The sequence below is a fragment of the Sphingomonadaceae bacterium OTU29LAMAA1 genome (assembly GCA_024072375.1).
Taxonomy (GTDB): domain Bacteria; phylum Pseudomonadota; class Alphaproteobacteria; order Sphingomonadales; family Sphingomonadaceae; genus Sphingomonas.
This window is the reverse complement of the sequence record CP099617.1, coordinates 1361339-1381688: the sequence shown is the minus strand read 5'-3', so window position 1 is coordinate 1381688 and position 20350 is coordinate 1361339. Positions and strand designations below refer to the sequence as shown.

17 protein-coding genes, 1 tRNA gene and 1 pseudogene are annotated in these 20350 nt (G+C 67.1%); 11 read left to right on the top strand and 8 right to left on the bottom strand.

All coding sequences use genetic code 11. From position 1 onward, the window contains the following. Positions 1-29 precede the first annotated feature (29 nt). Positions 30-1520: a glucose-6-phosphate isomerase gene (pgi, locus tag NF699_06860; GenBank protein USU06373.1), complete on the bottom strand. Its 1491-nt coding sequence runs from the start codon at positions 1518-1520 to the stop codon at positions 30-32. A gap of 128 nt (positions 1521-1648) precedes the next feature. Here pgi and lepB point away from each other — a divergent pair, with 128 nt between their 5' ends. The 3 genes from lepB to era are packed head-to-tail and all read left to right on the top strand — an operon-like array spanning position 1649 to position 4091. Then, the gene (gene lepB, locus NF699_06855) at positions 1649-2476 is read left to right on the top strand and encodes a signal peptidase I (protein ID USU06372.1); all 828 of its coding nucleotides are present in this window, start codon (positions 1649-1651) and stop codon (positions 2474-2476) included. Continuing rightward, the gene (rnc, locus tag NF699_06850; protein USU06371.1) at positions 2431-3141 is read left to right on the top strand and encodes a ribonuclease III; all 711 of its coding nucleotides are present in this window, start codon (positions 2431-2433) and stop codon (positions 3139-3141) included. The genes lepB and rnc overlap by 46 nt, the downstream gene beginning before the upstream one ends. A gap of 50 nt (positions 3142-3191) precedes the next feature. Beyond that, positions 3192-4091: a GTPase Era gene (gene era, locus NF699_06845; GenBank protein ID USU06370.1), complete on the top strand. Its 900-nt coding sequence runs from the start codon at positions 3192-3194 to the stop codon at positions 4089-4091. A 3-nt stretch (positions 4092-4094) separates the two neighbouring features. Here era and NF699_06840 read toward each other — a convergent pair whose 3' ends face one another. Further along, on the bottom strand, positions 4095-4799 hold the full coding sequence (locus tag NF699_06840; protein USU06369.1) for an NAD-dependent deacylase: 705 nt from the start codon (positions 4797-4799) through the stop codon (positions 4095-4097). A gap of 164 nt (positions 4800-4963) precedes the next feature. On the opposite strand from NF699_06840, the gene dapB reads away from it, so the two are divergent. The 8 genes and pseudogenes from dapB to NF699_06800 all read left to right on the top strand — a co-directional run bounded on the left by dapB (position 4964) and on the right by NF699_06800 (position 12426). Then, on the top strand, positions 4964-5692 hold the full coding sequence (gene dapB / locus NF699_06835; protein ID USU06368.1) for a 4-hydroxy-tetrahydrodipicolinate reductase: 729 nt from the start codon (positions 4964-4966) through the stop codon (positions 5690-5692). Between the two features lie 13 nt (positions 5693-5705). Beyond that, on the top strand, positions 5706-6371 hold the full coding sequence (gene nth / locus NF699_06830; protein USU06367.1) for an endonuclease III: 666 nt from the start codon (positions 5706-5708) through the stop codon (positions 6369-6371). 45 nt (positions 6372-6416) lie between these two features. Next, positions 6417-6493: transfer RNA gene (locus NF699_06825), tRNA-Arg, on the top strand. Between the two features lie 51 nt (positions 6494-6544). Next, positions 6545-7327: an enoyl-CoA hydratase-related protein gene (locus NF699_06820; GenBank protein ID USU06366.1), complete on the top strand. Its 783-nt coding sequence runs from the start codon at positions 6545-6547 to the stop codon at positions 7325-7327. Between the two features lie 92 nt (positions 7328-7419). Next, a complete protein-coding gene (locus NF699_06815) occupies positions 7420-8898 on the top strand; it encodes an efflux transporter outer membrane subunit (GenBank protein ID USU06365.1) in 1479 nt (492 codons plus the stop codon). After that, entirely contained in the window at positions 8898-10280 is a 1383-nt protein-coding gene (locus tag NF699_06810) for an efflux RND transporter periplasmic adaptor subunit (protein USU06364.1), read from the top strand. Before NF699_06815 ends, NF699_06810 begins: the two co-directional genes overlap by 1 nt. Positions 10281-10393: 113 nt before the next feature. Then, a pseudogene (locus NF699_06805) lies at positions 10394-11074 on the top strand (ABC transporter ATP-binding protein). A 146-nt stretch (positions 11075-11220) separates the two neighbouring features. Then, positions 11221-12426: an ABC transporter permease gene (locus tag NF699_06800; protein ID USU06363.1), complete on the top strand. Its 1206-nt coding sequence runs from the start codon at positions 11221-11223 to the stop codon at positions 12424-12426. A gap of 10 nt (positions 12427-12436) precedes the next feature. On the opposite strand, the gene NF699_06795 is transcribed toward NF699_06800, so the two are convergent. The 6 genes from NF699_06795 to NF699_06770 form a co-directional block, all read right to left on the bottom strand. Next, positions 12437-13051, bottom strand: a complete 615-nt coding sequence (locus NF699_06795; GenBank protein USU06362.1) for a nucleotidyltransferase family protein — start codon at positions 13049-13051, stop codon at positions 12437-12439. Further along, entirely contained in the window at positions 13038-13961 is a 924-nt protein-coding gene (locus NF699_06790) for an XdhC family protein (GenBank protein ID USU06361.1), read from the bottom strand. The genes NF699_06795 and NF699_06790 overlap by 14 nt, the downstream gene beginning before the upstream one ends. A 128-nt stretch (positions 13962-14089) precedes the next feature. Further along, a complete protein-coding gene (locus NF699_06785; GenBank protein ID USU06360.1) occupies positions 14090-16282 on the bottom strand; it encodes a xanthine dehydrogenase family protein molybdopterin-binding subunit in 2193 nt (730 codons plus the stop codon). A 244-nt stretch (positions 16283-16526) separates the two neighbouring features. After that, positions 16527-18761, bottom strand: a complete 2235-nt coding sequence (locus NF699_06780) for a xanthine dehydrogenase family protein molybdopterin-binding subunit (protein ID USU06359.1) — start codon at positions 18759-18761, stop codon at positions 16527-16529. Positions 18762-18764: 3 nt separating this feature from the next. Then, entirely contained in the window at positions 18765-19745 is a 981-nt protein-coding gene (locus NF699_06775; GenBank protein USU06358.1) for a xanthine dehydrogenase family protein subunit M, read from the bottom strand. Then, positions 19742-20281 (bottom strand): 2Fe-2S iron-sulfur cluster-binding protein, encoded by a 540-nt coding sequence (locus NF699_06770; protein USU06357.1) that lies wholly within the window; start codon positions 20279-20281, stop codon positions 19742-19744. The genes NF699_06775 and NF699_06770 overlap by 4 nt, the downstream gene beginning before the upstream one ends. Positions 20282-20350 lie beyond the last annotated feature (69 nt).

Below are 20350 nucleotides of genomic sequence, written 5' to 3'. Positions count from 1 at the left end.
TCAACGCACGAGGATCCCGATCGACGCCATCAATCCAGACCGGCGCGGCGAATCAGATCCTCGGTGGAGGGGTCGAACGATTGTCCGCCCTTGTCCGCGGCCTTGGCCATTTCCTTGCCCAGCTCGACGCCGAACTGATCAAACGAATTGATTCCCAGCAGCACGCCGTTCACGAACACGCGATGCTCGTAGAAGGCGATCAATGCGCCGAGCGTCCGAGGGTCGAGCACATCGAGCAGCAGCGTCGACGACGGCCGATCGCCCGAATAGCTGCGCGCGGGGTCGTCGACCTGCTTGCCCTTCATCAGCGCGGCGCCCTGCGCGAAGGCATTGATGAGCAATTCACGGTGGTGATCCTCGGCCAGCGTATCGCCCGGTTCGATCACTGCGATGAACTCGACCGGGACCAGATGCGTCCCCTGATGCAGCAGCTGGAACACAGCATGTTGCGCGTCGGTGCCGACGCCGCCCCAGGTGATCGCCGCGGTCAGCCGACCGACCGGCGTGCCGTCGATCTTCACGCCCTTGCCGTTCGACTCCATCTCGAGTTGCTGGAGGTAACTCGGCAGCAGGCGCAGCCGTTCATCATAGGCGAAGGGCGCGCGCGTCTCGGCGTGGCGAACCTGCGTATAATAAAGGTCGGCGAAGGCGGCGAGCGCCGGCGCATTCTCATGCAGCGCGGTCAGGCGGAAATGGCGGTCCATTTCCGCCGCGCCTTCCAGCAATTCCTCGAACGCGCCCCAGCCGAGGCCGATCGCCGCGGGGAAGCCGATCGACGACCAGAGCGAATAGCGCCCGCCGACCCCCTCGCCGAACGGCAGGATGCGGGTTTCGTCAACGCCCCATTCCATCGCCTTGTCCGGAGCGGCGGTCAGCGCGATGACCTTGCCGTACGGGTCCTCGACGCCATGTTCGGTCATCCACTGCAGCGCCGACTGGGCATTGAGCAGCGTTTCCTTGGTGGTGAAGGTCTTGGAGGCGAGCACCAGCAGCGTCGCAGCAGGATCGAAATCCTTGATCGCATCCTCCAGCGCGACACCGTCCACGTTGGAGACGATCGCCACGTCGTAACGCGCATCCTCGCGCCCCAATGCGTCGATCAGCAGATGCGGCCCTAGCGCCGATCCGCCGATACCGATGTGCAGCACGTGGCGGATGTCGCCGAGCGCGCCGCCTTCGATTGCGTCGATCAGCGAGCGCATCCGTTCATGGAACTTGCGAGCGCGCGCGACACTCTCGGCATTGCCTTCGCCGCGCTCGGCGGTGTGTTCGACCGGGCGGTCCTCGGTAACGTTGACATGCTCGCCACCAAACATCGCATCGCGCTTGCCAGCCAGATCCTGCACCCTGGCGAGCGCAGCGAAGGCATCTACCGCCTCGGTGGTCAGATGCGTCTTCGACCAGTCGAAATGGATGCCGGCCACGTCAAGGCTGAACTTCGACAGCCGCTCGCCGTCCTGATCGAACAGCTCGGTGAGCTTCGGGGAGGGCAGGGCTTCGATCGCGGTCCAGTCGCTCATTATATCCATCCTTCGGGGAGGGGGTGTTCGTGACAGCTCCGTATCGAACCTGTGTTACAGGACAAGTCCTGTCGGTCCGCGCGGAACGACTACTCAGGACGCGCAGGGAGCGCTAAGGCTCCGCATCTATGGACGAGACCCCCGCGATAGCCGCTGCCGAACCGAAACCGCAGCGCTCCGAACTTAACGAGACGATGCGCTTCCTGGTGAAGCTCGCGCTGGCGGTGCTGATCTTGCGCAGCTTCATCTTCGCGCCCTTTTCGATCCCCTCGGAATCGATGCTGCCGCGACTGTTGATCGGCGACTATCTGTTCGTCACCAAGTGGAACTATGGCTACTCGCGCTGGTCGCTGCCCTATGGCGTACCACTGATCCCCGGGCGCATTCTGGGCCGTGACCCGACCCGCGGCGATGTCGTCGTGTTCCGGTCGCCCGAGCCGGACGATCACGACGTGATAAAACGCGTCATCGGCCTGCCGGGCGATACGATCCAGGTGCGCCGCGGTCAGGTGATCCTGAACGGGAAAGCCATTCCCAAGCAGCGCGTCGCGGATTTCGTCCTGCCGTTGACCGGCAATTTCGACGCCGAAAAATGCGGTGCGAGCTTCCAGGACGTCGATGCCGCCGGTGCTCCCGTCTGCCGCTATCCCCGGTTTCGCGAGACCTTGCCCAATGGCAAAAGCTATATGGTGCTTGATCAGGCGGATATTCCGCAGGCCGACGACACCGGCCTGTACACCGTACCCGCCGGCAACGTGTTCCTGATGGGCGACAACCGCGACGACAGCGCCGACAGCCGTTTCCCGGCGCCGATCGGCATGGGTTACATCCCGATGGAGCGGATCGAGGGCAAGGCGGTCGTGACCTTCTTCTCCACCGACGGCAATGCGTCGTGGATCAACCCGTTCAGTTGGTTCACCGCCGCTCGCTGGAGCCGCGTGGGAGAGGGCTTCTGAGCAGCGATCTGTCCGGTTGGCTGAGCGCGACGTTCGGTCGCAAGCCTGCCGACCTGAAACCCTACGAACGGGCGCTGACGCATGGCAGTCAGGCGGCCGAGAATTACGAGCGGCTGGAATTCCTTGGCGACCGTGTGCTCGGCCTCGTCATGGCGGAATGGCTGTGGGAGCTGTTCCCCACCGAGCCCGAGGGTCAATTGTCCAAGCGGCTCAATGCTCTGGTCACCGGTGCGGTCTGCGCCGACGTGGCGCGGGAGATGGGCGTGCGAGCCTACCTGCGCCTCGGCAAGCAGGCTCGCGACGATGGCGCATATGAAAGCGACAATATCCTGGGTGACGTGATGGAAGCGCTGATCGGCGCCTGGTATCGCGAAACCGGCCTGGATGGCGCGCGCAGCTTCGTCCGCAAGGCCTGGGGTGCCCGTGTCCAGAGCGGCCACAAGGCGCCGCAGCATCCGAAATCCGCCCTGCAGGAATGGGCCGCCGCGGCGGGCCGGCGCACCCCGGAATATTTCGTGATCGACCGTAGCGGGCCGCATCATGCTCCGCGGTTCAAGGTACAGGTCAGGATCGGTACCTTTGCCGACGCGACGGCCGAGGGCGCGAACAAGCAGGTAGCGGAAACCGCGGCAGCGAAGGCGCTGCTGGCGAAGCTGACCGGATGAGCGAAGCGCTCGCCTTGCCCTCCACTCCCAAGCCCCCCAAAGAAGCGACCATGACCCAAAATCAACATTGCGGCCTTGTCGCCGTCGTCGGTGCACCCAACGCCGGCAAGTCCACGCTGGTGAACGCGCTCGTCGGACAGAAGGTCGCGATCGTCAGCCCCAAGGCGCAGACGACGCGGACCAAGCTGCTCGGCGTCGCGATCGAGGGGGATGCGCAAATCCTGCTGGTCGACACGCCCGGTATCTTCGAACCGCAGCGTCGGCTCGACCGCGCAATGGTGTCGGCCGCGTGGAGCGGCACCGAGGGCGCGGACATGATCGCGCTCGTCGTTGACGGCAAGGGCGGCATCGGGTCCAAGGTCACCGCGATCGCCGGGGCGCTGAAGGATCGCCCCGAGCCGAAGATCTTGATCCTCAACAAGGTCGACGTCGCGGACAAGCCGAAGCTGCTGCTCCACGCAGAGAAGCTGAATGCGCTGATGCACTTCGCCGATACGTGGTTCGTCTCGGCTCAGACCGGCGACGGCCTGCCAGAGCTGAAGTCCGCACTCGCCGCGGCGATGCCGACGGGACCATGGCATTATCCCGAGGATCAGGTGTCCGACGCGACCGAGCGCGCGCTGGCGTCGGAGGTGACGCGCGAGCAGCTGTATCTTCAACTGCATGCCGAGCTGCCGTACGCAAGCACGGTGGAAACCGAGAAGTATAGCGAACGCGAGGACGGATCGGTCGAGATCCACCAGCAGATCCTCGTCGAGCGCCCGACGCAGCGTGCGATCGTACTCGGCAAGGGCGGCAGCCGTATCAAGGAGATCGGTGCGCGCGCGCGGACGGAGCTGGCGGGCATCATGGGCCGGCCGGTCCACCTCTACCTGCACGTCAAGGTCAAGCCCGGCTGGGACGAGGATCGCGACGTCTACAAGGATCTGGGGCTCGACTGGGTGGAATAGGCGTCAGGCGGCGCCGAGCACCGCCTCGACCCATTCCGGCACCAGCTCGCCGGCTCGCCCGAGGCGCGTTTCGGCAAAGCTATCGCTGCCCGCCGACCGTTCTAGGTTCAGCTCCAGCGTATCGGCGCCGCAGGCATCCGCCAGCTGGACGAATCCCGCCGCGGGGTAGACCGCACCCGACGTGCCGATCGATACGAACAGGTCGGCCTGCGCCAGTGCCGTTTCGATCCGCTCCATCCGATAGGGCATTTCGCCGAAGAACACGATATCGGGCCGTAACGCCGCTGCGCCGCACGCATCGCAGCGCGACCCGACGGGCAGCGCATCCATCCAGTGCCGGCGTTCTTCGCATGCCGCGCACAGCGCCGATTGCAGCGCCCCGTGCATGTGCAGCAGACGGCGCGTACCTGCCCTCTCGTGCAGGTCGTCGACGTTCTGCGTGACGATCAGCAACTCGCCGCGCCATTCCCGGTCGAGCCGTGCCAGCGCATGATGTGCCGCGTTCGGTTCGACGGTCGCCAGCGCCGCCCGACGGAGATCGTAAAACCGGTGTACCAGCGCCGGGTCGTGCGCCAGCGCCTCTGGCGTACACACGTCCTCGACGCGATGGCCCTCCCACATCCCGCCCGGCCCCCGAAAGGTGGCGATACCGGATTCGGCGGAGATGCCTGCTCCGGTCAGGACGACGATATTGCGGACGCTATTCATCGGTACAGCGTAGCTGCCATCCCGTATCGGTACAGCGGAAAAGGCACCACGTTTGGCGGACCTTGCGCGCGCTGCCTGTCCCCGGCGCATGCTTTATGCCACAAGCCGCCCATGATGTTCTCCCGCCAGCGCTTGTCCGTTTCCTGCCGTGTCGGAGGACGCGCATGACCGCGATCGGCATCTACGGCAGCAGCGGTCGCATGGGGCGTGCCATCGCCGAACAGATCGCGGCAGAGGGGGCGAGGCTGGCCGGCGGCGTCGATGCGGGCGGTGATCCTGCGGCGCTCGCGCGGGTGGCGGACGTACTGGTCGATTTCTCGACACCGTCGGCGCTTGAGGCGCATCTCGCTATCGCGCGCGCCGCGGGTACACCGCTGGTGATCGGCACCACCGGGCTGACACAGGCACAGCATGCCGCAATCGATGCGGCAGCGGCGGATATCGCGGTGCTCCAGACCGGCAACACCTCGCTCGGGGTGACGCTGCTGGCGCAGCTGGTTCGCGACGCCGCGGCGAAGCTCGGCACCGATTGGGATATCGAGATCGTCGAGAGCCACCACCGGCACAAGGTGGATGCGCCGTCCGGCACCGCGATCCTGCTGGGTGAAGCGGCGGCGGCAGGGCGGGGGACGACTCTGTCCGAACTGCGCGTCGATGGCCGCGCCGGGCTGACCGGCGCTCGGACCGAGGGAACGATCGGTATGGCCTCGGTGCGCGGCGGATCGGTGATCGGCGACCATAATGTCGTGTTCGCCAGCGAGGGAGAGCGGATCGAGCTGGCGCATCTGGCGCAGGATCGCAGCATCTTCGCCAAGGGGGCCGTACGCGCCGCGATGTGGATCGCGCGGCAGCCGGCAGGGCGTTACCGCATGGGCGACGTGCTGGGCCTGTGAAGGCAACGGACCTGTGAAGAAGGCCGACGTCTTCGAGCTCTACCGGCGGCTGGCGGAGGCCAATCCGCACCCGGAAACCGAACTCGAATCGAACAATGCCTATCAGTTGCTCGTCGCCGTGGTGCTGTCGGCGCAGGCGACCGATGCCGGCGTCAACAAGGCGACGCGCGCGCTGTTCCCGAAGGTGGAGACACCGGAGCAGATGGTGGCGCTCGGGCTTGACGCGCTGAAGCAGCACATCCGGACGATCGGGCTGTTCAATACCAAGGCGAAGAACGTCATTGCCTTGTCGGAAGCGCTGATCGCGGAACATGACAGCGCGGTTCCGGCGAATCGTGCCGCGCTGGAACGGCTGCCCGGCGTAGGGCGCAAGACGGCGAACGTCGTGATGAACGTCGCGTTCGGTGCGGAGACGTTTGCCGTGGACACACATATCTTCCGCGTCGGCAACCGTACCGGTCTTGCCCGCGGCAAGACGCCGCTAGCCGTCGAGACGACGCTCGACAAAGCAACGCCGCAGCCCTTTCGCCTTCACGCGCATCACTGGCTGATCCTGCACGGGCGTTACGTCTGCAAGGCGCGGCGGCCGGAATGTTGGCGTTGTATCGTCGCCGACCTGTGTGTGTACAAACCGAAGACGCCGCCACCGAAGTCCGTTGCGGCAGATGCGGTAGCATAATCCCACTGGCGTAGCGTGCGACCCTTTGCTACGCGCCGTCTCCAGGCACCCGTAGCTCAGCTGGATAGAGCGCTGCCCTCCGAAGGCAGAGGCCACTGGTTCGAATCCAGTCGGGTGCACCACATCATCGCAGTCCCGACCATGGCGCGCTGCGCACAGCGGGGGTGAGTCTGATGACCTACCGGCACATTCTGGCCGAGGCGCGTGGCGACGTTCTGGTGCTGACGCTGAACCGGCCCGAGCGGCTGAATGCGGCGCCGCCGGCCATGTTCGACGAACTACGGGCCGCTCTCGATAATCTGGACGGCGCGCGCGCGGTGTTGATCGCGGGGGCGGGGCGGGCGTTCTGTTCGGGGGCGGACGTCGGCGGCGGCGCGCTGGGCAGCGACGATCCGGGCGAGACGACGTATGCCGCACTCACGCAGCATTATAATCCGACGATCACCGCCATAGCCGAACTGGGCGTCCCGGTGGTCAGCGCAGTGCGTGGCCCGGCGGCGGGAATCGGCTGCTCGCTGTCACTGGCGGTGGATTTTTGTGTGGCTAGTGCGGAGGCCTATTTTTTGCAGGCCTTCGTCAATATCGGGTTGGTGCCCGATGGCGGCGCGTCCTGGATGCTGCCGCGGCTGATCGGACGCGCGCGGGCCGCCGAGATGATGATGCTCGGCGAGCGGGTTCCGGCGGCGAAGGCGCTGGAGTGGGGGATGATCCACAAGGTCGTCGCGGACGACGCGCTCGATACGGAAGCACTGGCGTTGGCGACCCGGCTGGCGGCAGGGCCGACGGTCGCGCTCGGGCTGATGCGGCAGGCCCTGGGCCGGGCGCTGGACAGCGACTATCCGACGGCGTTGCTGGCGGAGGCGGAAGCGCAGCGGACGGCACGCGCATCGGCGGATTCGCTGGAGGGCGGTATGGCGTTCCTTCAGAAGCGGAAGCCGGCCTTCACGGGGCGATAGAAGCGGTATGTGTCGGCGCTGACATGACCAAGAGACAAATTGCGACATAAAATCGCTGGACGGCGCGCGGTGTGCTCAGCACATGATAGGCTATGGTCCGTGTTCCTGCCCTTCTTTTCGCCACCGCGGCGCTGGCCGGTTGCACCGTCGGTCCCGATTATCGCCCGAACAGCGCCGCCGATCTCGGCGTGCCGGACGGCTATTCGGTGCCGGCACAGCAAAGCCCGGAGGATCTGACGCGCTGGTGGTCGAACTTCGACGACCCCGTGCTCGGTCAGCTGGTCGAACAATCGCGGCTCGCCAATCCCGATATCGCGCAGGCGATCGCACGATTGCGGCAGGCGCGCGAGGCGCTGGTGCAGAACCGGGCGTCGCTGCTGCCGACGCTGTCGGGTTCGGCGGGCTATCAGCGCAACGAAAATCTGCGTGGCGGCGGGCGTTCGTTCACGCTGCCGGACGGTACGGTGGTCGACACGGGCGGGGGCGGCACCAACAGCTTTTCCGCCGGTCTGTCCGCCAGCTACCAGGTCGGACTGTTCGGTGAGATCCGTCGCACGGTCGAGGCCAGCCGGGCGCAATACGAGGCGAGCGGGTTCGATTATGCGACGGTGCTGCTGACCGTCGAGAGCGAGGTCGCGCGCAATTACGTGCTGGCGCGTGCCTATCAGGCGCAGCTCGCCAATGCGCGCGCCAGTCTGGGGATACAGGACGACAATCTGGAGATCGCCGGCTTTCGCGTGCAGGCCGGGCTGGTATCCTCGGTCGATGTCGAACAGGCACGCAGCCAACGGGCGCAAACGGCCGCGACCGTCCCCCAGATCGAACAGCAATATGCCGCGTCGGTTGCGCGGCTGGGCGTACTGACCGGGCAGGCGCCAGGTGCGCTGCGCGGCGCGCTGGCGGCGGCGAAGCCGATCCCGAAGGGGCCGGCGACGGTCGGCGTCGGTATCCCGGCGGATACGTTGCGCCGGCGTCCCGACGTGCGTTCGGCCGAGCGGGCGCTCGCCGCGGCGACGGCGCAGATCGGCGTCGCCAAGGCGCGGCTGTATCCGGCGCTGGCGATCACCGGCAACATCAACACCAATGCGACCAGTATCGGCAACATCGGCGATGCGATCACCGGCGGCCTGTTCGCCGGGTTGACGCAGGCGATCTTCAACGGCGGGCGGCTGCGCAGTCAGGTCCGCGCGAGCGAGGCGGCGACCGACGCCGCACTCGCCACCTATCGCGGTACGGTGCTGACGGCGCTGGAGGATGTCGAGAACGCCATCGTCGCGCTCGACACGGCGCGGCAGCGCGAGACTCAATTCCGCATCGCCTATGACGCCGCCAGCGCGTCGGCGATCCTCGCGCGCAGCCAGTATCGCAGCGGCCTGACCGATTTCACGACGCTCAACCAGCAGGAGGCGGCGCTGCTGTCCGCGCAGAACGGCCTCGTGCAGGCGCGGTCGGATCAGGCGACCGCGCTGATCGCGCTGTACAATGCGCTCGGCGGTGGCTGGGACGCGAGCGTCATCCCCGAAGCGCCCGATCGCGGCGCAACCCCAACTCCCGAGGGCGAGACCCGCTGATGGCCGACGAACAGATCGACGATTTCCTGGGCGTAAAGCCGGTTCCGGTATGGCGGCGCTACCTGAAATGGGTGTTCGTCGCGATCGGCGTCATCCTGCTCGCGTTGCTGCTGAAGAGCTGTTTCGGGCCGAAGGCGGAGGCTGGTTTCTCGACGCAGGCGGCCGAGCGCGGCAATCTGACGGTGACCGTGTCGGCGACCGGCAAGCTGGCGCCGACCAACCAGGTGACGGTGGGGTCGCAGCTGTCCGGGCTGGTCACCAAGGTGGTGGTCGACGTCAACGACCGCGTTACGGCGGGCCAGCCGCTGGCGTTGATCGATCCCGAACAGATCGAGGATCAGATCCGCCAGCAACAGGCGCAGATCGCGGCCAATCAGGCGCAGGTGAATCAGGCGCAGGCGACCGTCGGCGAAAGCCGCGCGCAGCTGGCGCGGCTGGAAGAAGTGTTCAAGCTGTCCGGTGGCCGCGTTCCGTCGGGAACCGAGTTGCAGACGGGCCGGGCGAACTACCAGCGCAGCGTCGCGGCGTTGCGGGTCGCACAGGCCAACGTCACCGCATCGCAGGCGGCGCTGGCGCAGAGCCAGACGCAGCGGGCGCGGGCGATCATCCGCTCGCCCGTCAACGGTGTCGTTCTGGCGCGTCAGATCGATCCGGGCGCGACCGTCGCGGCGTCGTTCAACACGCCGACGCTGTTCGTGATCGCCGAGGACCTCAGCAAGATGAAGCTGGAGGTCGCGATCGACGAGGCCGACGTCGGCGAGGTCAAGGTCGGGCAGAAGGCGAATTTCACCGTCGACGCTTTTCCCGGGCGGACGTTCCCGGCGGAGATCACGCGGGTCGATCTGGGTTCGAACCTGACGGTCAGCTCGGCGAGTTCGACCTCCACCACGACCACGACCGCGACGACCGGGCAGGTGGTGAGCTATGCCGCCGACCTGACCGTCGCCAATCCATCGCTGCAATTGCGACCGGGAATGACCGCGACCGCGGACATCGTCACGTCGGACCGGCAGAACGTGTTGCTGGTGCCCAATGCGGCGTTGCGGTTCAAGCCGACCGCTGCCGGTGCGGGCGCATCGAGCGGCGGCATCGCCGGATCGCTGACCTTCCGTCCGCGCCGCGACCGGCCCGAGCGAACCGCCAAGCTGGCGCGCGGGGCGAGCCAGACGGTGTACGTCAAGGATGCCGAAGGCAAGCCGCAGCCGGTGCAGGTCGTCACCGGCGACAGCAACGGGACGATGACCGAAGTGCTGGGCGGCAACCTGAAGCCGGGGCAACAGGTGATCACCGGCCAGCTGTCGAGCGGCAGCGACGGCGCGGCGGGAGCGCGGCGGAGCGGAGCCGGCGGTCAGCGGCGGCAGGGTGCGGCCGGTGGGCAGTAAGCCAGTCGACCTTGTGCCCATGGCCTCCGGCGTAGGCAGGAGTCCACGGCTGCGGGACATGCAGGCCGACCGTCTGTCTGGTCGTGGGCGCCGGCGTGCGCCGGAGCACCGGCATGCCTGAGCCGCTCATCACGATGCGCAACGTCACCAAGGTGTACGGGATGGGCGCGACGCAGTTCCAGGCGCTGAAGGGCGTCGACCTCGATATCCAGGCGGGCGATTTCGTCGCGGTCATGGGGCCATCGGGGTCGGGCAAGTCGACGACGATGAACATCCTCGGCTGTCTCGACGTGCCGTCGGGGGGAACGTTCCTGTTCCGCGGGCATCACGTCGAGACGCTCGATCGCGACCAGCGTGCGTTGCTGCGGCGACGGTATCTCGGTTTCGTGTTTCAGGGGTTCAACCTGCTCAGCCGGACCAGCGCGCTGGAGAACGTCGAGCTGCCGCTGCTGTATCGCGGCGAGGACAAGAAGGCCCGGCGGGAACTGGGCATGGCGGCGCTGGCGAAGGTCGGGCTGGATCGCTGGTGGGATCACACCCCGGCCGAATTGTCGGGCGGGCAGCAACAGCGCGTCGCCATCGCGCGAGCGATCGTGACGCAGCCCGACGTGCTGCTGGCGGACGAGCCGACCGGCAACCTCGATTCCGAACGGTCCGTCGAGATCATGGAATTGCTGACCGACCTCAACCAGAACAGCAACATTACCGTGCTGATGGTGACGCACGAGCCCGACATGGCGGCGTTCGCGCGGACGGTTATCCACTTCAAGGACGGGCTGGTCGAGCGGATCGAGGCGCAGCATCGGCCGGGTCAGATGCCGGAGCCGGAAAAGCCACTTCTCTCCGACGGAGGGGTTGGGGTTGCCGGGTCATCTGGCGCTGGTCTCGGTGAGACGCCCACCACCCCCAACCCCTCCTCTGAAGAGGAGGGGCTTTCCTGATGCTCGGGACCACGCTCATCCTCGCGTTGCGGTCGATCCGGCGGCATCTGTTGCGGTCGTTCCTCACCATTCTGGGCATCGTCATCGGCGTCGGCGCGGTCGTCACGATGGTGACGCTGGGCAAGGCGACGACGGCGGCGGTGCAGCAGCAGATCAGCGCACTCGGCAGCAACATTCTCCAGATCCGGCCGGGTCAGGGCTTCGGTCGTGGTGGCGGCGGGCCGCAGCCGCCGAATTTCAAGCCGGAGGACGTCGAGGCGATCGCGCAGCAGGTCGCGGGCGTCACTGCGGTCGCGCCGCAGGCGAGCGCTTCGGCGACGGCGATCTACGAGGGCGCCAACTGGTCGACCTCGATCAACGGCACGACCAGCGCGTTCCTGACGGTGCAGCCGTGGCCGCTGGCGCTGGGGCGATACTGGACGCCGGCGGAGCAGGAGGCGGGGAAGGCCGTGTGCCTGATCGGCAATACCGTGCGCCAGAACCTGTTTCGCGGGGCCGATCCGGTCGGCGCGCGTATCCGGCTGGGCAATATCAGCTGCGACGTGATCGGTGCGCTGACGACACGCGGGCAAGGCGGCTTCGGCGATCAGGACGATGTCGTGGTGATGCCGATCAAGACGGTGCAGCGGCGCTTCACCGGTAACCGCGACGTGCGCCTGATGCTGGTCGGCGTCGACACCGATTACCAGACGAGCAACGTGCAGGCGGCGATCACCGATCTGCTGCGCGAGCGGCGGCATCTGACGGGCGCGCGCGACGACGATTTCAACATCTTCGACACCAAGCAGATCTCCGACACGCTGACCGGCACGACCACGCTGCTGACCCGCATCGTCGCGGCGGTGGCGGCGATCAGTCTGGTCGTCGGCGGCATCGGCATCATGAACATCATGCTGGTGTCGGTGACCGAACGGACGCGCGAGATCGGCATCCGGCTGGCGATCGGCGCGGTCGCGCGCGAGGTGCTATTGCAGTTTCTGGTCGAGGCGGTGGCGCTGTCATGCCTGGGCGGCGTGATCGGGCTGATCATCGCGCAGGGGGTTATCCTGGCGCTGTCGCCGTTGATGCAGGTGCCATGGACGTTCGACCTGCAGATCAACCTGATCGCGTTTGCGATATCGGCGGTGATCGGCGTGGTGTTCGGCTATTTCCCGGCGCGGCGGGCGGCGGCACTGAACCCGATCGACGCGTTGCGACACGAATAGGGAAACGCCTTCAGGTGTGACGGCGCCGGGTATACGCCTCCGGTGCGTTCACCAGCGCCCGCAACCGCTCCAGTTCCTCCGGCGTGTCGACGTCGATCAGTTCCGCGGGGTTCGTCACGACGTGCTTGCCGGCGCGGACCATGTCGCGGGCGCCGGCATCGCCCTCCAGCGTCAGCAGCGTGTCGAACCGCGCGCGGCCGAACACGGCCGGGGGCTTGGGGGAACGGCCGTCGCTGGAGGCGACGACGGCGTCCTCGCCATCTGCGGCATCCAGCAACGTATAGATGTGGCTGGCGGTGACGCGCGGCATGTCGGCAAGGGCGACGACCACCGCCTTCGCCCCGCGTGCGCGGGCGCAGTCCACACCGAGCGCAACCGATCGGCCCATCCCGAGACCAGGGTCGTCGTTGCGGACGATGGTAAAGCCGTGCGCGGCGTAATCGCAATCCGCCTGACCGACGACCGCGACGCGCTCCATGAAGGGTATGTCCTCCAGCGCCACCGCGACGTGCAGGCCGAGCGGGCGACCGAGGAACGGCTCGTCCAGCTTGCTGCCGACGTCACCCATGCGGAGCGAACGGCCGGCGGCAAGGAGGACGAGGACGCAATCCTCAGCGGCGATCATGGAACGCTCCCACCATCGCGGCGGCGATCGACAGCGCGATCTCCGATGGACCGATCGCGCCGATATCGATGCCGACCGGCGCGTCGATGCGGTCGATCTGAACCGCCGACAGCCCTGCGGCGGCGAGGCGTTCGCGGCGGGCGGCGTGGCTGCGGCGGCTGCCGAGCGCGCCGACATAGGGGGCGTTGAAGGCGAGCGCGGCGATCAGCGCGGGATCGTCGATCTTGATATCGTGGCTGAGCGTGACGACGGCGGTGGAGGGGCCGGGCTTCAGCGCCTCGATCGCCTCGTCCGGCCAGCGGTCGTCGAGGGTGACGCCGGGAAAGCGCTCTTCGGTGAGGAAGCGCGCGCGCGGGTCGATGACGGTCGTGTCGATGCCGAGCGTGGTGGCCAGCGCAGCGAGCGCCTGCGCGATCTGGACCGCGCCGACGATCAGCAACCGGCGCGGCGGGTCGTAGCGGTTGACGAACACCTCGCCCGTTTCGACCGGACGCAGGTCGCTGTGGCCGGTGGCGAGATCGGTGGTGACGGTGAGCGCCTGACCGTGGTCGCGTGCTTCGGCGATGCGATCGAACAGTTCGGGATCGAAGCCTGCCGCGGACACCGGCTGCACCATCACCGCGATCTCACCGCCGCAGGGCAGGCCGACTTCCCATGCCGCGGCATCGGCGACGCCGTAGTTCCTGAGCTGGAACGGCGCGCCGGCGATGACGTCCGCGGCGGTCTGAAGGATGTCGCTTTCGACGCAGCCGCCGGAGACGGAGCCTTCGAACCGCCCGTCGGCGTGGACGAGCATGTGGCTGCCGCGCGGGCGGGGGGCCGAGCCCCAGGTGGAGACGACCGTCGCGAGGGCGAGGGGTTCGTTCCGCCAGTTGCGGGCGGCGGTGAGGACGGAATCGTTTTCGGCCATGTTCTTCTTTCCAGGTCCTCCCTCGTGAAGCGAGGCAGGGGGACCGTTCGCGTAGCGAATGGTGGAGGGGGCGGTTCCGCGAGCGACCACGTTCGTTGCTTGTCTCCCTCTGGCACGGGAGGAATGATTCAGGGGTTCGGCAATCCCGCCAGCAGCTTGTCCAGCGTTACCGGGAAGTCGCGCACGCGTACCCCGCACGCATCGTAGATCGCGTTGGCCACCGCCGCGCCGGCTCCCGAGATACCGAGTTCGCCGACGCCCTTCGCTCCCACCGGATTGGCGCTGTCGTCGATCTCCTCGATGAAATGCACCTCGATCTTCGGCACGTCGGCATGGACGGCGACGTGGTATTCGCCGAAGTCCGGGTTGGCGAAATGGCCGTTGCGGGTGTCGACCACCGCCTCCTCTCCGAGTGCGTAGGACAGGCCCCAGACCATGCCGCCGATCAGCTGGTTCGCGGCGGTCTTCGCATTCAGCACGCGGCCGATGTCGAACACGCCGAGCATGCGGCGGACGCGGACCTCGCCGGTGACGGCGTTGACCGCGACCTCGACGAAATGGGCGCCGTGGCTCGCCTGGCTGGTACGTTTGGTTTCCGCGCCGGGACCGGTCTTGCCGGTGGCGACGATCGGGTCGCCGCGAATCAGGTCGGCGAGCGCGACGCTGCGGCCGCCGGCGGTGACGCAGCCATCGTGCAACGTCAGGTCTTCGGGCGCGGCGTTCATCCGGCGGGCGAGTTCGGTGATGATGTCCTCGCACGCCAGCACCGTCGCCGAACAGGCGCTGCCCGCCCCGAACGACCCGCCGGAACCGGCGCTGGCGGGCAGGTCGCTGTCGCCGATGCGGACGTCGACCGATGTGACCGGCAGGCCGAGCATCTCTCCCGCTGTCTGCGCGAGGATGGTGTAGGTGCCGGTGCCGATGTCGGTCATGTCGCATTCGACCACCGCACGACCTTCGGTGTCCAGACGCACGCGCGCCTGCGCATTGACGGTGAAGTTGCCGCGCAATGCAGCCGCCATGCCGTGGCCGATCAGCCATTCGCCATCGCGGCGCTTTTCGCGGACATCCCAGCCGAAGCAGCGAGCGCCCTCGTCGTAGCAGTCGAGCAGGCGACGGGTGGAGAAGGGCTTGCCGTTGACCGGATCGACGGTGGGTTCGTTGATGCGCCGCAATTCGACGGGATCGATATCGAGCCGTTCTGCCAGCTCGTCCATCGCGCTTTCGACCGCGAAGGTGCCGATCGCCTCGCCCGGCGCCCGCACCGCGCCGGTGGCGGGCAGATCGAGGCGGATCAGGTCGGTGCGGAAGCGGCGGTTCGCGCCGGCATAGAGCGGTAGCGAGCCGAACGGGATGGGTTCGAGGAAGCTGGCATCGTCGTTTTGCGCGGCGACCCCTTCGTGCGCGAACGCGGTGATGCGGCCCTTGCGGTCGGCGCCGATGCGGACCCGCTGCGTCGTCGCGGAGCGGTGGTGGACGAGATAGGCCGTCTGCGCGCGGGGCAGGGCGACCTTGACCGGGCGACCGATCCGGTCGGCGGCGATCGCGGCGAGGATCACCTCCGGCCCGACGCCGGTCTTGCCGCCGAAGCCGCCGCCGACGAAGGGGGCGAGGACCCGGACATTGCTCTTGTCGATCCCTAGGGCGGTGGCGATCGTGCCGCTGGCGGAGCCGATCACCTGATTGCTGGTGCGGACGGTGAGCTTGCCGGCATCCCACGACACCGTACTGGCGTGCGGTTCGAGCGCGGCGGGAAAATGGACCGGGGTGGTGTAGCTCTGGTCGAGCGTAACCTCGGCATCGGCAAGCGCCGAGTCGAGATCGCCGATGTCGATCGCGGGAAGGAAGCCGATGCCGTGATCGGTCTGCACCGGTTGTGCGTCGCGATCGAAGCGGTTCTGGCCGGGTTCGGTGTGGACGACGACCAGTCCGGCGGCTTCGCGGGCAATCACCTGATCCTCGGCAACGACGATCGCGACGGGCTGGCCATAGTGAAAGATGGTGTCGGTATCGCTGTGCGCCTGCGCCTGCGAGTTGCTGCCGCCGGAGACGATGCGGGGATCGTCGTGGATGATCGCGATGACGCCCGACAGGGCTTCGGCTGCGGACGTATCGATGCGGGTCACGCGCCCGCTGCCGATGGGGGTGCCGACGATGGCGGCGTAGGCGGTGCCGTCGGGTGCGGCTTCATAGGCGTAGGTAGCGGTGCCGGTGACCTTGGCCGGCCCCTCGACGCGGGGGATCGGTTGGCCGAGCAGGTTCTGCGTCGCGCGCGCGAGGCCGGCGGGGCGGTGCGCCCGGTCCATCATCATGTCGGTCATGCGCATCTGGTCCTTGCCCGGAGCGGGGTACGGCTAATGTAGGATGGTGCAGGCGTCGGGCAAAGATCGTGCCTCTCGCGGCTTGTCAGAAATGTGTCGTCAACACCGGCTTGTTCCGGGGTCCACCGTACGGCAGCGGAAACGCTGGAGCCTCCAGTCCTTCCCTTGCCGCACCGTGGACCCCGGAACGAGTCCGGGGTGACGGAGGATGTGGGCAATCTGATCGCACACCTGTGAGCAGAGGTCAGATGGCCGGCAAACCGTCCAGCAGCTTGTCGAGCGTCAGCGGATAATCGCGCACCCGTACGCCGGTGGCGTTGTAGATCGCGTTGCCGACCGCCGCCGCGGCGCCGCAGATGCCCAGTTCCCCGAGCCCCTTGGCGTGAAGCGGGTTGGCCTGGATATCGCGTTCGAACAGGAATTCGACCTCCAGCTGCGGCACGTCCGCGTTCACCGGGATGTGGTATTCGGCGAGGTCGCGGTTCACCACCTTGCCGTTGCGCGGATCGTGGACCAGTTCTTCCGACAGCGCCGCACCGATGCCGAAGGTCAGGCCACCGAGGCATTGCGACCGTGCGGTCTTTTCGTTGAGGATGCGACCGGCGGTGAAGACGCCGAGCATGCGCTTGACGCGGACCTCGCCGGTGACGGCGTTGACCGCGACTTCGCAGAAATGCGCGCCGTAGCTCGCCTGATTGAACGTCTTTTCCTGATGGCCGCCGGTGATTTCGCCGGTCGCTTCCATGCCCTTGCCGACCAGTTCGCGCAACGGCACGCTGCGGTTCTCGGCGATGACGAGGCCGTCCTTCAGCGTCATGCCGGCCTCATCCACGTCCATCGCCCTGGCGATCTTCTTGCGCAGCGCTTCGCACGCGAGATAGACCGACGAGCCGGACGAGGCCGCGCCCCACGACCCGCCCGACCCCGCTCCCGCCGGCGCATCGGTATCGCCGAGGTGGACGGTGACGTCCTCGATCGGCAAGCCCAGGATCTCGGCGGTGATCTGGCCAAGGATGGTATAGGTGCCGGTGCCGATATCGGTCATGTCGGTCTCGACGATCGCCTTGCCCTGACCATCGATCGACACCTTGGCGGCGGATTTCTGGAGCATGTTCGAGCGGGCCGCTGAGGCGACGCCGATGCCGTACAACCAGTCGCCGCGACGATCGGTGCCGGCAGGCTTGCGGTTGCGCCACCCGAACTTCGCCGCGCCGGCGTCGAGGCAGGGGATCAGCGAGCGCGACGAATAGGGAATGTTCTTTTCGGGATCGACCGCCGGCTCGTTGCGCTTGCGCAGTTCGATCGGGTCGATGCCGATCACCTCAGCGAGTTCGTCCATCGCGCCTTCGAGCGCGATCAGGCCGACCGCCTCTCCGGGTGCACGCATCGATCCCGACAGCAGCCAGTCGAGGCGGACGATGTCGTGGGTGATCAGGCGGTTCTCGCCCTCGTAGAGGAAGTGCGTCGCCATGCCGGCCGGTTCGAAGAAATCCTCGCCCGGCAGGTTCGACGTGATCGTCTCATGGCCGATCGCGCTGAGCTTGCCGTTGGCGTCGGCTCCCAAACGCATGCGCTGTTCGGTGTTCGAGCGGCGGACGGTGGCGTCGAACACCTGTTGGCGCGCCATCACGGCCTTCACGGGCCGGTTCAGGCGCTTGGCGGCGATCGCCGCCGCGACGCTTTCGGGGGCGATACCGAGCTTCGATCCGAAGCCGCCACCGACATAAGCCGCGACGATGCGCACCTTGCTCGCCGACACGCCGAGCGCCTTGGCGAGCTGTTGCTTGTCCGACGCGGGCATCTGGTATGCACCGTACAGCGTCAGCGCGCCGTCTTCCCATACCGCGAGGCTGCCGTGCGGTTCCATGGCGGCGGAGTTCTGGCTGGGGGTGGTGTAGGTGACGTCGATCGTGTGCGTCGCCTCCGCCATCGCCTTGTCGATGTCGCCCTGGCTGTGGTGCGGCGGGATCTGCTGCGGCTTGGGCTTTTCCGCTTCTTCGCGGTGGGCGAGGAAGCTGTAGCGGCCTTCGCCGGGTTCGTAGTCGACCTTCACCTGCATCGCGGCGTCGCGGGCGACCTCGTAGCTTTCGGCGATGACGATCGCGATGATCTCGCCGTGATAGGCGACGGTCTCGACCCCTTGCGTCGGTGCGGTCGTTTCGCCGCCCTGCTGGGGATTGCGGATGAAGCTGGCGTAATCGGTGATGACGTCGATGACGCCCGGCATCGCCCTGGCCCGCTCCGCATCGAGCGTCTTGATCTTGCCCGAACCGACGGTGGCGCGGACGAGGAAGCCGTAGGCGACGTTATCGAGCGCGTATTCCGCGGCATAGGTCGCCTTGCCCGACACCTTCTTGGGGCCGTCGATCCGGTCGATCGGCTTGCCGATGATGTCCTGCGCCGACGTGTCGAGCAGGCTTTCCGGGTGGCTCTTGTTCATGGTGAGCGAGTTAGTGTCGCCGCTGCCGAAGCCGAACATGCCTTATTCTCCCGTCAGATCGCGCAGGGTGGCGATCAGGACCCGCCGCGCGAGCGGGATCTTGAAGTCGTTCGAGCCATAGCCCCGGGCGTCCGCCAGCAGGATGTCGGCGGCGGCGTCGAACACCGCGTCCGAGGGCGCCTGACCGATGAGCGCCGCCTCTACCGCCGGGTTACGCCACGGCATGTGGGCGAGGCCGCCGAAGGCGAGGGCCGCGGTGGCGATCTTGCCATCCTCGACGCCGACCACGCCGGCGATCGAGACGAGCGCGAAGGCGTAGGAGGCGCGGTCACGGACCTTGCGGTATACCTGCTTCCCCTTTGGCGGGGCGGGCAGCTCGACATGGGTGATCAGTTCGCCCGGTTGCAGCACAGTCTCGATATTGGGCGTGTCGCCGGGCAGACGGTAGAAGTCGTGGATCGAGATGCGGCGCTTATCGCCATCGAACGTTTGCGTGATGATCGTCGCATCGAGCGCGCGCATCGCCACCGCCATGTCGCTCGGGTGCGTCGCGATGCAATGTTCCGACGTGCCGAGCACCGCCAGCACGCGGTTGAAGCCGCCGATCGCCGAACAGCCGGTGCCGGGCTCGCGCTTGTTGCAGGGCGTGGCGGTGTCGTAGAAGTAGTAGCAGCGTGTCCGCTGGAGCAGGTTGCCGCCGGTCGAGGCCTTGTTGCGCAACTGTCCCGACGCGCCGGCGAGCAGCGCACGGCTCAGCACCTCGTATTTTTCGATGACGCGCGGATCGGCAGCGAGGTCGGAATTCGGCACCAGCGCGCCGATCGTCAGCCCGCCGTCCTCGCGTTCCTCAATCTCACCCAGCGGAAGCCGGCTGATGTCGACCAGTTTTTCCGGCGTCTCGACCTGCAATTTCATCAGGTCGAGCAGGTTGGTGCCGCCGGCGATATATTTCGCGCCGGAGACATGGGCGTCACGCACGGCGGTGTCGGCGCTATCCGCCTTGGCGTAGGTGAAGGTCTTCATGCCCCTGCCTCCACCTTGTGGCGAAGGGCGATATCGACGACGCCCTCGGCCTCCGCGACCTCCCGGATCGCATCGACGATGTTCGGATAGGCGGCGCAACGGCACAGATTGCCGCTCATCCGTTCGCTGATCTCGCCATCGTCGAACTTCGGCGCGTCGAGGTCGCTCGACACATGGCTCGCCCAGCCTTTCCGCACCTCGTCGAGCATGCCCACCGCGGAGCAGATCTGGCCGGGGGTGCAATAGCCGCATTGATAGCCGTCATGCCGGACGAAGGCGGATTGCAGCGAATGCAGGTTGTCGGGCGTGCCGAGGCCCTCAATCGTCGTGATCTCGTCGTCCTGATGCATCACCGCGAGGCTGAGGCAGGAATTGATCCGGCGACCGTTCACCAGCATCGTGCACGCGCCGCACTGGCCGTGATCGCACCCCTTCTTGCTGCCCGTCAGGCCGAGATGTTCGCGGCACAGATCGAGCAGCGAGGTGCGGATATCGGGTTCGGCTTCGTAAGGTTGGCCGTTGATGGTGAAATGCATGCGCCGCCTCGCAGAGTTCGGGTGTCTCACCCGTGTAGGATCGTGGCCCTAACGCGTCTGGCCATGATG

What these genes read in the sequence shown, in the direction of transcription:
- pgi (USU06373.1), bottom strand. Translation starts at nt 1,520, where the DNA reads ATGAGCGACTGGACCGCGATCGAAGCCCTGCCCTCCCCGAAGCTCACC.
- lepB (USU06372.1), top strand. Translation starts at nt 1,649, where the DNA reads ATGGACGAGACCCCCGCGATAGCCGCTGCCGAACCGAAACCGCAGCGC.
- era (USU06370.1), top strand. Translation starts at nt 3,192, where the DNA reads ATGACCCAAAATCAACATTGCGGCCTTGTCGCCGTCGTCGGTGCACCC.
- NF699_06840 (USU06369.1), bottom strand. Translation starts at nt 4,799, where the DNA reads ATGAATAGCGTCCGCAATATCGTCGTCCTGACCGGAGCAGGCATCTCC.
- dapB (USU06368.1), top strand. Translation starts at nt 4,964, where the DNA reads ATGACCGCGATCGGCATCTACGGCAGCAGCGGTCGCATGGGGCGTGCC.
- NF699_06820 (USU06366.1), top strand. Translation starts at nt 6,545, where the DNA reads ATGACCTACCGGCACATTCTGGCCGAGGCGCGTGGCGACGTTCTGGTG.
- NF699_06815 (USU06365.1), top strand. Translation starts at nt 7,420, where the DNA reads ATGGTCCGTGTTCCTGCCCTTCTTTTCGCCACCGCGGCGCTGGCCGGT.
- NF699_06810 (USU06364.1), top strand. Translation starts at nt 8,898, where the DNA reads ATGGCCGACGAACAGATCGACGATTTCCTGGGCGTAAAGCCGGTTCCG.
- NF699_06800 (USU06363.1), top strand. Translation starts at nt 11,221, where the DNA reads ATGCTCGGGACCACGCTCATCCTCGCGTTGCGGTCGATCCGGCGGCAT.
- NF699_06795 (USU06362.1), bottom strand. Translation starts at nt 13,051, where the DNA reads ATGATCGCCGCTGAGGATTGCGTCCTCGTCCTCCTTGCCGCCGGCCGT.
- NF699_06790 (USU06361.1), bottom strand. Translation starts at nt 13,961, where the DNA reads ATGGCCGAAAACGATTCCGTCCTCACCGCCGCCCGCAACTGGCGGAAC.
- NF699_06785 (USU06360.1), bottom strand. Translation starts at nt 16,282, where the DNA reads ATGACCGACATGATGATGGACCGGGCGCACCGCCCCGCCGGCCTCGCG.
- NF699_06780 (USU06359.1), bottom strand. Translation starts at nt 18,761, where the DNA reads ATGTTCGGCTTCGGCAGCGGCGACACTAACTCGCTCACCATGAACAAG.
- NF699_06775 (USU06358.1), bottom strand. Translation starts at nt 19,745, where the DNA reads ATGAAGACCTTCACCTACGCCAAGGCGGATAGCGCCGACACCGCCGTG.
- NF699_06770 (USU06357.1), bottom strand. Translation starts at nt 20,281, where the DNA reads ATGCATTTCACCATCAACGGCCAACCTTACGAAGCCGAACCCGATATC.